Annotated in this window: 14 protein-coding genes; 11 read left to right on the top strand and 3 right to left on the bottom strand. The window is 71.8% G+C overall.

The window, feature by feature from the left end:
- Positions 1-56: 56 nt before the first annotated feature.
- Positions 57-731 carry a rhomboid family intramembrane serine protease gene (locus LO772_RS14795; RefSeq protein ID WP_331717335.1) on the bottom strand — a complete coding sequence of 225 codons (675 nt, stop codon included), beginning with the start codon at positions 729-731 and terminating at the stop codon, positions 57-59.
- A 188-nt stretch (positions 732-919) separates the two neighbouring features.
- Between LO772_RS14795 and LO772_RS14790 the strand changes: the two genes are divergently transcribed.
- The 6 genes from LO772_RS14790 (at position 920) to LO772_RS14770 (ending at position 6195) form a co-directional block, all read left to right on the top strand.
- The gene (locus LO772_RS14790) at positions 920-1591 is read left to right on the top strand and encodes a UbiX family flavin prenyltransferase (protein ID WP_231778869.1); all 672 of its coding nucleotides are present in this window, start codon (positions 920-922) and stop codon (positions 1589-1591) included.
- Positions 1592-1757: 166 nt separating this feature from the next.
- Positions 1758-2219, top strand: coding sequence for an Lrp/AsnC family transcriptional regulator (locus LO772_RS14785; protein WP_231778868.1), 462 nt, complete (start codon positions 1758-1760; stop codon positions 2217-2219).
- 58 nt (positions 2220-2277) lie between these two features.
- Positions 2278-3441, top strand: coding sequence for an aminofutalosine synthase MqnE (gene mqnE / locus LO772_RS14780; protein WP_231778867.1), 1164 nt, complete (start codon positions 2278-2280; stop codon positions 3439-3441).
- A 332-nt stretch (positions 3442-3773) separates the two neighbouring features.
- The gene (locus LO772_RS14775; RefSeq protein WP_231778866.1) at positions 3774-4274 is read left to right on the top strand and encodes a DUF4229 domain-containing protein; all 501 of its coding nucleotides are present in this window, start codon (positions 3774-3776) and stop codon (positions 4272-4274) included.
- A 62-nt stretch (positions 4275-4336) separates the two neighbouring features.
- Positions 4337-4459 (top strand): hypothetical protein, encoded by a 123-nt coding sequence (locus LO772_RS35805; protein ID WP_269453210.1) that lies wholly within the window; start codon positions 4337-4339, stop codon positions 4457-4459.
- 356 nt (positions 4460-4815) lie between these two features.
- The gene (locus tag LO772_RS14770; protein WP_231779559.1) at positions 4816-6195 is read left to right on the top strand and encodes a dicarboxylate/amino acid:cation symporter; all 1380 of its coding nucleotides are present in this window, start codon (positions 4816-4818) and stop codon (positions 6193-6195) included.
- Between the two features lie 75 nt (positions 6196-6270).
- Here LO772_RS14770 and LO772_RS14765 read toward each other — a convergent pair whose 3' ends face one another.
- On the bottom strand, positions 6271-6597 hold the full coding sequence (locus tag LO772_RS14765; RefSeq protein WP_231778865.1) for a hypothetical protein: 327 nt from the start codon (positions 6595-6597) through the stop codon (positions 6271-6273).
- 625 nt (positions 6598-7222) lie between these two features.
- Here LO772_RS14765 and LO772_RS14760 point away from each other — a divergent pair.
- On the top strand, positions 7223-8086 hold the full coding sequence (locus LO772_RS14760; protein ID WP_231778864.1) for an LLM class flavin-dependent oxidoreductase: 864 nt from the start codon (positions 7223-7225) through the stop codon (positions 8084-8086).
- A gap of 265 nt (positions 8087-8351) precedes the next feature.
- On the opposite strand, the gene LO772_RS14755 is transcribed toward LO772_RS14760, so the two are convergent.
- Positions 8352-9497 (bottom strand): hypothetical protein, encoded by a 1146-nt coding sequence (locus tag LO772_RS14755; protein ID WP_231778863.1) that lies wholly within the window; start codon positions 9495-9497, stop codon positions 8352-8354.
- A gap of 248 nt (positions 9498-9745) precedes the next feature.
- Here LO772_RS14755 and LO772_RS14750 point away from each other — a divergent pair, with 248 nt between their 5' ends.
- From LO772_RS14750 to LO772_RS14735, 4 genes are all read left to right on the top strand, one after another.
- Positions 9746-10642, top strand: a complete 897-nt coding sequence (locus LO772_RS14750) for a menaquinone biosynthetic enzyme MqnA/MqnD family protein (RefSeq protein WP_231779558.1) — start codon at positions 9746-9748, stop codon at positions 10640-10642.
- A gap of 84 nt (positions 10643-10726) precedes the next feature.
- Positions 10727-11395: a pyridoxamine 5'-phosphate oxidase family protein gene (locus LO772_RS14745; RefSeq protein ID WP_231778862.1), complete on the top strand. Its 669-nt coding sequence runs from the start codon at positions 10727-10729 to the stop codon at positions 11393-11395.
- Between the two features lie 37 nt (positions 11396-11432).
- On the top strand, positions 11433-12656 hold the full coding sequence (gene mqnC, locus LO772_RS14740) for a cyclic dehypoxanthinyl futalosine synthase (RefSeq protein ID WP_443089416.1): 1224 nt from the start codon (positions 11433-11435) through the stop codon (positions 12654-12656).
- A 16-nt stretch (positions 12657-12672) separates the two neighbouring features.
- Positions 12673-13917 (top strand): amidohydrolase family protein, encoded by a 1245-nt coding sequence (locus LO772_RS14735; protein WP_231778861.1) that lies wholly within the window; start codon positions 12673-12675, stop codon positions 13915-13917.
- Positions 13918-13940 lie beyond the last annotated feature (23 nt).

The raw sequence follows: 13940 nt of genomic DNA, 5'->3' as shown, positions 1-13940 counted from the left end.
GGAGCGGATGAGGCGGAGCCGGACGGGCTGGGCGACGCGGGCTGGGCGACCCGGGGTCACAGCAACCCGAGGTCCTTGAGTTCCTGCGACAGGGGCCGCGTGCCGGCGGCCCCCGACGCGGACGGGCGGTCCGAGCGCGCGGGCGAGCCGTCGTCGCCTCGGCGCCGGAAGACGTGCGCCGCGACGACGCCTCCCGCGAAACCGAACAGGTGGCCCTGCCACGACACATGGTCCGTGGTCGGCAGCACACCCCACAGCATCGTCCAGCCGTAGACGGCGGTGATCACGAAGGCGATCAGGATGTCGAGGACCTTGCGGTCGACGAAGCCCCGGACCAGCAGGTAGCCGAAATAGCCGAAGACGAGGATGCTCGCACCCGCGTGGTTCGTCCCCGACGCGGCGGTCAGCCAGATGCCCAGACCGCCGACGACGGTGATCACCAGGCTCACACCGGCGAACCGCGCCCGGCCGCGCGTCGCGGTCAGGAAGCACAGCACCGCCAGCGCGAGCGTGTTGCCGATGAGGTGGGCGAAGCCGAAGTGCACAAACGGCGCCGTGAGGATGTCGGGCAACTCGTCGGCGCGGCGCGGCGATACCCCGTGCGTGAGCAGCGCGTCGCCGGTCACGAGGTTGACGATCTGCACCGCCCACAGGACGGCGAGGAGCGCCGCCGTGGTGAAGAAGGCGCCGATCAGCCCGCGAAACGGGACAGCGGACGGGAGCGGGGACACCGCGGCCTCCAGGGAATGGTGGGCCGCCCCCCGGCGGACCCGTACAGGCCAGTCCAGCGGGCGGAAAGCCGCGCGGTCAACAGCCGGACGCCCCGCGGCGCCCGGACCGCCGCGATTCGTCCGATTCGCGGGGGCGCACGGCGGGGGCGGCGGGACGTCGCGCGGGCGGGACGGGGACAATGGCGGGCATGCACGCACAGCGCCGACCGTGGGTCATCGGGGTGTCCGGCGCGTCGGGGACGCCGTACGCGGCGGCGGTGATCCGGGGGTTGCTCGACGCGGGCGAGGATGTCGACCTGGTGGTGAGCCGGGCCGCGCGGCTGACGATCCTGGACGAGACGGGGATCGCGTTCCGCGACGCGCACTGGCGTACCGATCTCGCGGCGTGGCTCGGCGCGGCGTCCGACCAAGAGGCGTTCACCCGGGTGGAGTATTGGGCCGCGGGCGATCTCGCGGCGGGCCCGTCGAGCGGGTCGTATCCGGCCAAGGGCATGGCCGTGGTGCCGGCGAGCACGGCCGCGGTCGCGGGCATCGCGATCGGGCTGTCCAAGGATCTCGTGCAGCGGGCCGCCGACGTGACGCTCAAGGAGCGGCGCCCGCTGGTGGTCGTCCCGCGCGAGACGCCGCTGACCGGGACGACCCTGCGGCACCTCGTCCGGCTCGACGACGCGGGCGCGGTCGTACTCCCCGCGAGCCCGGCCTTCTACGCGGGCGCGCGGGACGTCCAAGTGCTGGTCGACTTCGTCGCCGGGAAGGTTCTCGATGTGCTGGGCGTCCCGCACACGCTGTTCCGGCGCTGGGAGGGCGAACTGGGCGCGGCCCGGCACGCCGAGACGCCCGCGACCGCCGAGACGCCGTGAGGCCACTGGGACACTTGGGGCCACCGGGACGCTTGCGGCGCGAGGGGGCCGCGCCCACCGCCGGTGGCGAAGAGGCGTAGTCTCCCAGGGCCCACAGCCTTCACAGCCTTGGGTTCCAAGGAAAGAACGATTTTCTCCCATTGAGACGCAGGACGAGGAGCGTGACATGGACGCGGTGGACCGCAAGCTCATTCAGGCGTTGCGGCTCAACGGCCGCGCGTCGTACGCGGAGCTGGGCCGCCTCGTCGGCCTCTCCGGGCCGAGCGTGACCGACCGCATCAACCGCCTCGAACACGCGGGCGTCATCACCGGCTACCGCGCCACCGTCGACCCGGTCACGCTCGGGCTGGGCGTCACCGCGCTGATCGGCCTGCAACTGTCGGACGCCGCCGACCACGACGACGTCGGCCGCCGGCTGCGCGACGTCGAGGAGATCGAGGACTGCTGGTTCATCTCCGGCGACGACTCCTTCATGCTCAAGGTGCGCGTTCCCGACGTCACCGGCCTGGAGCACGTGATCCGCCGCCTGTCCGGCACGCGCGGCGTCGCCCGGACCCGCACCACCGTCGTGCTGTCGACGAAGTGGGAGTACCGCGCCGCCGATCTGCCCGGCGCGGTGGAGGCGTAGGCTCGACGGCGGCACGCGGCACGCACCGGCGCGCCCTCGGCACTACAGGGAGAAAGCGATGGACTCCGGTCTGCGCAAGGAGATCGAGGACAAGGTTCGCGCCGGAGAACGGCTGAGCCGCGAGGACGGCGTCGCGCTCTACGCGACCGACGACCTCGCGTGGCTGGGCGGCCTCGCGCATGAGGTGCGCACGAGGAAGAACGGCGACGTCGTCCACTTCAACGTCAACCGCCACCTGAACATGACCAACGTGTGCCAGGCGTCGTGCGCCTATTGCTCGTTCCAGCGCAAGCCGGGCGAGAAGGACGCGTACACGATGCGCATCGAGGACGCCGTGCGGCTCGCGCAAGAGATGGAGCCGGACGGCATCACCGAGCTGCACATCGTCAACGGCCTGCACCCGTCGCTGCCGTGGCGCTACTACCCGCGCTCGCTGCGGGAGTTGAAGAAGGTGCTGCCGAACGTCTCGATGAAGGCGTTCACCGCGACGGAAATCCAGCACTTCGAGACCATTTCGGGCCTGTCCGCGTCCGAGATCCTCGACGAACTGATCGACGCGGGGCTGGAATCACTCACCGGCGGCGGCGCGGAGATCTTCGACTGGGAGGTCCGGCAGCACATCGTCGACCACGCCACCCACTGGGAGGACTGGTCGCGGATCCACCGCCTCGCCCACGAGAAGGGCCTCAAGACCCCGGCGACGATGCTGTACGGCCACATCGAGGAGCCGCGGCACCGCGTCGACCACGTGCTGCGCCTGCGCGAACTCCAGGACGAGACCGGCGGGTTCCAGGTCTTCATCCCGCTGCGCTACCAGCACGACTTCCACGACAGCCGCGACGGCATCGTCCGCAACCGCCTCCAGGAGCGGACGACGATGGCCTCCGGCGCCGAGGCGCTCAAGGTCTTCGCGGTCTCGCGCCTGCTGTTCGACAACGTGCCGCACGTGAAGTGCTTCTGGGTCATGCACGGCCTCGCGACCGCCCAACTCGCGCTCAACCACGGCGCGGACGACCTCGACGGCTCGGTGGTCGAGTACAAGATCACGCACGACGCGGACGGCTTCGGCACGCCGAACAAGATGACGCGCGACGACCTTCTGGACCTCATCCGCGACGCGGGTTTCCGCCCCGTCGAACGCAACACGCGGTACGAGATCGTGCGCGAGTACGAAGGCCCACGCACCGACCGGCGCGACGTACCGCAGCCGATGACGTTCTGACGGGTGAGGCGTGAGACGCGACGCGCGCAAGCGCCCGACCGCTCACCCCCCGACCCGACCGGCCCGGCCCCGGCGCCCCACCCGGCCACGCCCCGCACGCGACGTGGCGCGGTGCCGTTCCACGCCCGGCCGCTCCCGCCCCACCCGACCGTGGATCCGGCGTAGCGTGGGCCTCCTGCCGCCCGGGCCGCGCGCATGCCCGCTCTCCCGCCCCACCCGACCGGCGGCCCCGTGCGGATGTCGAAAAGGGGAGTGCTGTACTTGATGCCGGGAATCTGCGGCACCCGTCACAGAGCCCGAGCAGTCTCCGCCGTCCGGCAGAAGGATCCACCGTGTCCACTCCGCAGCCCACGCCCGAGCCCACCCCGTCGGGCCACACGCCCGCAGCCCAGGGTCTCCCCGCAGGCCCGCAGGACGCAGCCGCCGACGCGACGACCCTCGACGGCGACCTGGTCGTCACGCTGACGAAGCCCACCGCCGACGCCGCCCCGACCGTCACCCGCCGCGGCGGCTCGCACGCCGCCCTGCGCTACACCCTCTGCCGCATCGGCCTCTTCGCCGCGGTCTCGGTCGTCGTCTGGTTGGTCTGCTACGCCGTCGGCATCACCGGTCGCGGCGCCGGGATCCTCGTCGTCGGCATCTCCCTCGCGATCTCCGGCGTGCTCAGCTACTTCCTGCTCAACGGCCAGCGCGACGCCATGTCCGCCGCGCTCGTGGAACGCGTGGAGCGCGCGAAGGCCCGTATCGACGAAGGCGCCTCGGCCGAGGACCACCTCATCGGCGACCTCCCCGACCTGGCGCCGAGGCGCGGTCCCACGACGGACGTGTCCTGATCCGATAGTTCATCGGATGATCGTTTTGTCGTTTCACTGACCGTCGGCCTACAATCCCTCTCATGTCCGGCACAGGCGCCCCGCGCACCTCACACACGACGGGTGAACTCCCGCTCGTGGCGCGCCTGCACGTCGATTTCGGCCGATGCGCCACCGCGCTGTGTAGCGGCGTCGGCGTTCGCTGATCCGGTACGAAGGCCGCCCGTTGCGCGGGACCCGTCCCGCGTGACCGCGTGACCGCACACCCCGCCCCCCTGCGACGGTGTGCCCGCACACCTGTGTGCCCGGCCCCCGCCGGCACGCCCCGTGCCCCGCGCCCCCGTACCGCACGCCACGCCGACCGCGACCGCTTCACCGCGGGTTCCCGGTCCTGCCCGGCCACCCGTATCCGACCACCGGTACCACCGGCATGTGACGCGTCCTCGGCGCCGCCGACGCCGCGCGCCCAGGTCTCCCGAAGCGGTCGCCGCACCCCGTCCCGTTTCGCCCGGTGCCCGGCGGGTTCCCCGACCGGCTGCTCCAGGAGTCCCCCTTGCCGTCTTTGTCGCGATCCTCGGAATCCCCCACCCCCGCCGCCGCGCGTCCCCGCGGGCGCCGGCTTCCCCGCATCCCTTTCTGGGCGCAGACGTTCATCGGCCTCGCCGTCGGCGTCGCGCTCGGTTTCCTCGCCCGTGAGGCGAACGTCGACTGGCTCGGTACGACGCTCGACGAAGTCGGCTCGATGTTCGTACGGCTGCTCAAGCTCGCCGTACCCCCGCTCGTCTTCACCGCGGTCCTGGTCTCCGTCGCCAACCTGCGCAACGTCAACAACGCCGCGAGCCTCGCCCTGCGCACCCTCGGCTGGTTCCTCGCCACCTCGCTCATCGCGGTGGCCGTCGGCATCACCCTCGGCGTCCTCACCGACCCGGGCAAGGGCGTCGACCTGCAGCCGGGCGAACTGCCCGAGGGCCTGTCGAACGGCGACTGGCTCGACTTCCTCACCGGCATCGTGCCGACCAACATCGTCGAGGCGTTCGGCCCGAGCCCCAAGGTGCTCCAGATCGTCTTCCTCGCGATCGTCGTCGGCGCGGCGGTTCTGTCCGTGGGCAAGAAGGCCGAACCGCTCGTGAACGCCGCCGAGATCGTCCTCGAAGTCGTGCAGAAGGCGCTGTGGTGGGTCATCCGCCTGTCGCCGCTCGGCACCGCAGGCCTGATCGGCAACGCCGTCGCGACCTACGGGTGGGACTCCCTCAAGCCGCTCGGCACGTTCACCGTCGATATCTACGTCGGCTGCGCGATCGTGCTGTTCGTCGTCTACCCGCTGCTGCTCGCCGGCGCGGCGCGCGTCAACCCGCTCCGCTTCTTCCAGGGCGCGTGGCCCGCGATCCAACTCGGCTTCGTGTCCCGCTCGTCCGTCGGCACCATGCCGGTGACCCAGAGCTCGGCCGAACGCCTCGGCGTCCCCAAGGACTACGCGTCGTTCGCCGTCCCCTTCGGAGCCACGACCAAGATGGACGGCTGCGCCGCGATCTACCCGTCGCTGGCCGCGATCTTCGTCGCCCAGTACTTCGGCGTCGACCTCGGCCTCAAGGACTACTTCCTCATCGTCCTGGTCTCGGTCATCGGCTCCGCCGCCACCGCGGGCCTCACCGGCGCCATCGTGATGCTCACCCTGACCCTCGACACCGTCGGCCTCCCGCTCGCCGGCGTCGGCCTCCTCCTCGCCATCGACCCGATCCTGGACATGATGCGCACCGCCACGAACGTCGCCGGCCAGGTCGCGGTCCCGGTTCTGGTCTCCGCTCGCGACAAGACCCTCGACCTGGACAAATACAACAACCCCCGCGACATCGACAGCCCGGACGACGACCCGTCCGACCCCGTCGACACCACCAAGCCCGTGCCCGCCCAGCCGGACCACCGGGAGCCGGTCTCGGCCTGACGGACACGCGCCAAGACGGCCCCGGCCCCTCCATGCCAGGGGACCGGGGCCGTTTTTCGGTCGGCCGCGGTGCCGTCAGAAGTCGATGCGGTGGAGGTGCGTGACCGGCACGACCGTGGAGCGCAACCCGGCCTCGCGGATCGCGTCGCGCAAGTCGACGACGGCCCGCGGGTTCACCGTGCGCGGCAGATCGGGGTCGTCGAAACCGGTGACCATGTCGTCGTGATGGCTCGGAATCACGAAGCGCGGTCCGCCGAGCGCCGTGAGCAGGCGGGGCAGGTAGGCGTGGACGGTGCTGAAATCCGTCATCGACACCGTCACGACATCGGGACGCAGGCCGGCGAGTTCGCGCTCGATGAAGTTGGTCCCGCCGAGCATCAGCACCTTCAGTCGTCCGGGCACGGTGACCTGGTAGGCCAGGGTGCCGCCCTCGACGAGATCGGCCGTCGTCTCGGGAGGCGCGGGGGGAGCGGTCCGCGTCCCGGGGGGCGAAGAATCCGTGCCCGGCCGACTGGCTGTGCAGGCTGCGGATCACCTCGACGGTGTAGGCGCCACCGGAGAACGACAGGTACTCCCCGCCCGAGGTCACGGTGACCGGACGTCGGACGCCCATCGCCCGGAGCAGGTTCGCGTGGGTCTCGGTGCCGAGGGTGTCGATGGTGTGCGGCTCCCACTCCGTGCGGCCCAGCAGGTAGGGAACGTCCGACATGTGGTCCCAGTGGCCGTGACTGACCATGATCAATTCCGGCGGGCCGGCCAGCCTTTTCGAGGCCAACAGGCCTTCGATCACCCGCGGGTCGGGGCGGAGGGCGCCGTTGTCGAGGCGGTAGTCGAATCGGCTCAGGTAGGGGTCGAAGTACAACACCCGGTCATCGAAGGACAGTTCCCAGCCGGTGACACCGAGCCAGCGCAGGCCGACACCCGCCGTGCCGTCCACCGAGGCCAGCACCTGCGTATCGGCTGCCTCGGCAGCAGGGGCGGCGTCGATGCCCTGGTGGGATGCTGAGCGAGTGCTTAGCATGACCGGATGAGATATGGGCTGTGCGTTCCCAATATCGGGGAGTTCGCCGACGCGCGTGCGGTGGCGGGGTTGGCCCGGCGGGCCGAGGACGCGGGGTGGGACGGGTTCTTCGTCTGGGACCATGTGGTGTTCGCGTTCGCGGCGGAGGCGGAAGTCGCGGACGTCTGGACGGTGTTGACGACCGTCGCGTTGGCCACCGAGCGGATCCGGGTGGGTCCGATGGTGACGGCCGTCGCGCGACGCAGGCCGGGGACGCTGGCCCGGCAGACCACGACACTCGACCGATTGTCGGGCGGGCGCCTCGTGTTCGGGGCGGGTCTCGGGTTCACCGTGGAGGCCGAGTTCGGGACGTGGGGCGAATCGGTCGAACCACGCGTGCTGGCACGGCGGTTGGACGAAGGCCTGGAGGTGCTGGCCGGGCTGTGGTCCGGGGAGCGCGTCGACTTCCGCGGCGAGCACGTCACCGCCGCCGACGTGGTGTTCCGCCCGACACCCGTGCAGCGCCCGCGCCCGCCGGTGTGGATCGGCTGCAACCGGCCGGCCCGGCGGCCCCTGCGGCGGGCGGCCCGGTGGGACGGTGTCGCGCCGATGATCGTGGACCCCGCGGACGGCTCGTGGAACCCGACCCCCGGCGCGGTCGCCGAGATCGTCGCCGGGGTGGACGAGCATCGCCGGGAACTCCCGGGCGGCGGTGGCCCGTTCGACGTGGTGATCACCGGCCGTACGGACGCGCGCGAGCCCGACGCCGCCGCGGCGGAGGTGCGCCGCATCGCGGAGGCCGGTGCGACGTGGTGGCTGGAGGGCTTCCGCCCCGCGCCGGGGGAGTACGACGCCGCGCTCCGCCGCGTCGAGGCCGGCCCACCGCGCTGAGCGGCGGGGTTCGGAACGGCACGTGGCGGCCTGGGCACCCGGCGTCTTGCTTCCGGACGCCGGGGCCTCCGGAAGCCCCGAAAAGCCCGGGCGGGGCCTCACACGGCACCCGACACCCCCGAAGACCACGTGACGGCCCGAGCGGCCCGAGCAGCCTGAAAAACCCGAACCGTCCGCCCCCGTCCCGACCCCCGACCAGCCAAAAAGCCACCGGGCGGCGGACTCCATGGTCCGCCGTCCGGTGGCCGGAGCGTGGTCCGCCGCGTCAGAGTGCCGCGCGCCGGTTGCGGAGGACGGCTCCCGTGACGGCCGTGCCCGCGAGGATGACGATGCTGATGACGATCACGATCCACGCGTCCGTCACCAGCGTGTCGGTGAAGACGTCGTAGACGGCGCCGGTCGCCTCGTTGCTGAGATCGGAGCCCTTGCTCGCCTCGTCGACCACCGGCGAGCGCGCGAGGTTGGCGACCACCAGCAGCACGCCGCCCATCACGAGCGTGCCCATCGCGGTGATGGCGAGGGCGCGCAGGCGGTGCACGGCGATGCCCACGCCGACCAGGAGCAGCGCGATCGCCAGAATCGGGAGCATCCAGCCCGCGTCGTCGATCCCCCGCAGCGTGTCCTGCGCGGCGCCGGACGTCGGGATGTCGGCCAGCGGGACGGAGAGTTCGGTCGGGATCGCGTCACGGTCGACTTCGACGCCGGCCTTGGTCAGCTCCGCGAACAGCGGATCCAGCGGCGTCTGGACCCGGATGGTCAGATCGCCGTTGTTCCGGTCGACGAACTCGGTGTCCTTGCCGAGCAGCGTGCCCACCACGGCGTTGTGCGCGGCGGTGACCCCGGCCTTCCACACCCGGCGGAACTCGTCGGTGTCCATGACCGTGCCCACCGACGCGACGACCATGTCGCGGGCCGACTGCGGCACGCCCGACTGGTTCATGATCTCTTTCGAGATCTGGCTCTGGATCTCGTCGCGGATGGCGGGCTTCTTGATCAACGCGCTGGCGTTGTCGGAGAATCCGGAGTCGGAGATCAGTTCGTCCTTGAGCCATGACGCGGTTACCGCCGGGACCGTCAGGAGCACGGTCAGCAGCAGGCACAAAAACGCGCCCACTCCCCGCAGGGTGGCGTACGCGGGCTTGGGGGCGTCGCCGCGCGACGAGCCGGAACCGAACACCGGCTGGTTGTTGCCGCCGTCGTAGCCCGGCCCCGGCGCGGTCGCCGTGGGGGGCGGCGCCGACGAGACGGCCGCCGGGCTGCCGTACGGACGGGCGGGTGCGCCGAAGGCACCGGGGGCGGGCGCGGACGGCGGCCCGGGAGGTGGCGGAGGCGGAGCGGACCGGCCGTGGCCCGGAAGACCCGGGGGCATGCCGCCATCGCCGCCCGGGTGGGACGCGGGACCGGGGTGCATATCGTGCCTCCGTCGCTGATCCAGGTCATCCCCAGGGGGGATGTGTTGTCGTCGGAGGCGTGCTTCCGCGTACCCCCAGGCATTGAGAATGCCAGTTCGCGACCGTTTTCGGGCCGGACGCCCCCCGGTTGTGGCACGGCGGTGACACTCCGCGCGTAGCCCCCGCGCGCTCCACTCCGCGCGCGCGGGCATAGCCTCGGACGGTGGACATCAAGGACACGGCGCCCCGCGACCCGGGTGACGCCCCCGTGCGCCGAACCCCCGAGGCCCCTCACCCGGACGCCAGGGGGGAAACCCTCCGCCGCCCGCGTGTCGGCCACATCCAGTTCCTCAACTGCCTTCCGCTGTACTGGGCGATGGCCCGCAGCGGGACGCTCCTCGACATGGAGCTGACCAAGGACACGCCCGACAACCTCAACGACGCGCTGGTGCGCGGCGACCTCGACATCGGGCCGATCAGCCTCATCGAATTCCTGCGGCACGCCGACGACCTCGTCGTGCTGCCCGACATCGCGGTGGGCAGCGACGGTCCGGTGATGTCCGTCGTGATGGTCAGTCAGGTCCCGTTCGACGAGTTGGACGGCGCGTCGGTGGCGCTGGGCTCGACCTCGCGCACGTCGGTCCGGCTCGCCCAACTGCTGCTGGAGGAGCGGCAGGGCGTACGCCCCGAGTACTTCACGTGCGCCCCCGACCTGGCGCTCATGATGCAGGACGCCGACGCGGGGGTGCTGATCGGCGACGCCGCGCTGCGCGCGTCCCTGCACGACGCGCCGCGCCTCGGCCTGCACGTCCTCGACCTCGGCCAGGCGTGGAAGGAATGGACGGGGCTGCCGTTCGTCTTCGCGGTGTGGGCGGTGCGGCGCGATTTCCTCGGCCGGCATCCGGACCGCGTGCGCGAGGTCCACGAGGCGTTCCTCGCCTCGCGCGACCTGTCGCTCGCCGAGGTCGACAAGGTCGCCGAACAGGCCGCGCGCTGGGAGGCGTTCGACGCGTCGACGCTGGAGCGCTACTTCGCGACCGCGCTCGACTACTCGCTGGGCGAACGGCAGTTGGCCGGGATCGCCGAGTTCGCCCGGCGGACGGCGCACAACACGGGATACCCCGAGGACGTGCGGGTCTCGCTGCTCGACACGACGCCCGCGTAGTGACCTCCGGGGCCCGACCGCGGGGTGAGACCTCGGCGACAAATGCTTGTGTCGGGAGAACGACTTCGCCCAGTGTTGACCACTATGGGCAAGGTTCATGAAGAAGGCGTCGTCGGACGGCTGAAGTCGTTCATCCTCGATCAACCGGTGTTTTTCGTGGCGACGGCGCCGCTCGACCCCGACGGCCACGTCAACGTGTCGCCCAAGGGCCACAAGGGGACGTTCGCCGTGCTCGACGCGTGGACGGTCGCGTACCTCGACTGGACCGGCAGCGGCGCCGAAACCCACGCCCACCTGCGGGAGAACGGCCGCATCACGCTGATGTGGACGGCGTTCTCCGGCCCGCCCAAGGTCGTGCGGCTGCACGGCCGGGGCGAGGCGGTGCGCCGCGACGACCCGCGGTGGCCGGAACTCGCCGCGCTGTTCGAGGACTCCGACGAATCCGGCGTCCGCGCGATCCTCGTCGTCCGCGTCTCGCGCGTGTCGGACAGCTGCGGCTTCTCGGTGCCGTTCATGGACTACGTCGGCGAGCGGCCGGTCCTGCGCCAGTCGTGGGAGCGCAAGACGCACGACGACGCGGAGGCGTACATCGACAAGACGAACCGCGTCAGCCTCGACGGCCTCCCCGCGGTCCGCGAACTGGCGGGCGTGGCCGCACACCGGGAGCCCGCGGACCGGGAGCCTGTGGACAACGCCCCCGCGGAACGGCGGCCTGTGGATGCCGCGGCACGGGACAGCGGGCACGCCGGTTAGGCTCGTCCGTGGTTCCGAGTCTCCCGTGGAGGGCCCCGTGAGTGCAGTAGCCGCCGCGCCGAAGGGCGTGCCGACCGACGACTTGCAGCCGATCCTGGACAGGGCGGCGGCGGGCGGGCGCATCACCCCGGAGGAAGCGGTCGAGCTGTATGTGCACGCGCCCCTCCACGCGCTCGGCCGGGCCGCCGACACCGTGCGCCGAAGGCGGTACGCGGGCACGGAGCACATCGCGACGTACATCATCGAGCGCAACATCAACTACACGAACGTGTGCGTCACCGCCTGCAAGTTCTGCGCGTTCTACGCCCCGCCCAAGAGCGACAAGGGCTGGTCGCGCGATCTCGACGACATCCTGCGCCGGTGCGCGGAGACGGTCGAACTCGGCGGCACCCAGATCATGTTCCAGGGCGGCCACCACCCCGACTACGGCGTCGACTACTACGAGCGCGCGTTCGCCGCGATCAAGGCCGCGTTCCCGCAGCTGGTGATCCACTCGCTCGGCGCGTCCGAGGTGCAGCACATGGCCGGGGTGTCGGGCGTGTCCGTCGAAGAGGCCATCACCCGCATCAAGGCGGCCGGCCTCGACTCCTTCGCCGGCGCCGGCGCCGAGCTGCTGCCCGCGCGGCCCCGCACCGTCATCGCCCCGCTCAAGGAGTCGGGCGAGCGGTGGCTGGAGGTCATGGAGACCGCGCACAACCTGGGGCTGGAGTCGACCGCGACGATGCTCATGGGCACCGGCGAGACCAACGCCGAGCGCATCGAGCACATGCGCATGATCCGCGACGTGCAGGACCGCACGGGCGGGTTCCGCGCGTTCATCCCCTACACGTACCAGCCGGAGAACAACCACCTGAAGGGCCGCACGCAGGCGACGCTGCTGGAGTACCTGCGCGTGATCGCGGTCGGGCGGCTCTTCTTCGACAACGTCGCGCACCTGCAGGGCTCCTGGCTGACCGTCGGCAAGGAGGCCGGGCAACTGTCGCTCCACTACGGCGCCGACGACCTCGGCTCGGTGATGCTGGAGGAGAACGTCGTCTCGTCCGCCGGCGCCCGGCACCGGTCCAACCGCATGGAGCTGATCCACCTCATCCGCTCCGCGGGCCGCGTGCCCGCGCAGCGCGACACCACCTACAACCACCTTGTGGTGCACGACGATCCGGCACTCGACCCGGTCGACGACCGCGTCGTGTCCCACCTTTCGTCGACCGCGCTCGACGGCGGCACGGCCCACCCCGCCCTCAAGATCGTCGAAGCGCGCTGACGGAACGACGCAGCCGATGCCGCTGACCACACACACCGCGCCCGTCGTCGTCACGATGACCGGCGAGCCGCCGATCCGGGACGGCGCGGTCACCGTCGACGGCGACCGCGTCACGGCCGTCGGCCCGGCCGCCGAGGTCGTCAAGCGCCACCCCGACGCGCGCGTCCGCCGCTGGGACGGCGTGCTGACCCCCGGGCTCGTCAACGCGCACACCCACCTCCAGTACACCGACTTCGCCCACCTGGCCGCGTCGGGGCTGCCGTTCCCGGAATGGCTCGCCGCGCTGAACCGCGAGCGCGCCGACTACACGGAGGCACGCTGGCAGGAGAGCGCGCGGCGCGGCGTCCACCTCATGCTCAAGTCCGGGACGACGGCCGTCGCCGACATCGTGACCGACCCGTGCGTGCTCACACCGGTCGACCGCTCGGGCATGCGCGGAATCTCGTACATCGAGGTGATCTCCGACAGCCCGCGCTGGCAGGCCGAGCGCCGCGCGAAGCTGCTCGCGGTCCTGGAGACCCCCCTCGCACGCACCCTCGGCGTGTCGCCGCACACGCCCTACACCGTCGGGACGGCCGCGTTCACCGACGCCGTGGCCATCGCCCGCGCCCGGGGCCTCCGCGTCCACCCGCACCTCGCCGAATCCGCGCACGAGACCGAGTTCGTCCGCGACGGCACCGGGCCGCTGGCGGCGCTCAACCGCACGTTCGGGTTCGCTCACGAACTCCTCGCGGCCGGAAGCGGGTTGACGCCGACGGGATATCTCGACGCGATCGACGCGCTCGGCGGCGACGTGCATGTCGCGCACGGCGTGCACCTCGACGCGGCCGACCGCGCGGTGCTGCGCGAACGCGCCACGCCCGTCGCCCTGTGCGTGCGCTCCAACGCGATCCTGGACGCGGGCGTGCCCCCCGTGGCCGACTACCTCGCGGAAGGCTCCCCGATCGCGCTCGGCACCGACTCGCCGGCCTCGTCACCGTCCCTGGACCTGTGGGAAGAGGCCGCGGCCGTGCGGGAGTTGGCGCTGCGTCAGGGCTACACCGCGGCGGACGTGGACGCGCGCCTGGTCGAGGCCGCCACGGTCGGCGGCGCCGCGGCGATGGGCCTGACGGACGCCGGGAGACTCGCACCGGGCACCCGCGCCGACTTCGCGGTCTTCGCGGTGCCGGTCGACGGCGACCCGCACACCGCACTCGTCACCGAGGGCGGGGGCCGCTGCGTCGGTACGGTCCTCGGCGGGCGCATGGTGCACCGCCGGTAGCGCGGCCGACGGATGAGGCGGCG

The organism is Yinghuangia sp. ASG 101 (genome assembly GCF_021165735.1).
Classification (GTDB): Bacteria; Actinomycetota; Actinomycetes; order Streptomycetales; family Streptomycetaceae; genus Yinghuangia.
This window is presented reverse-complemented; position numbering and strand designations above follow the sequence as displayed.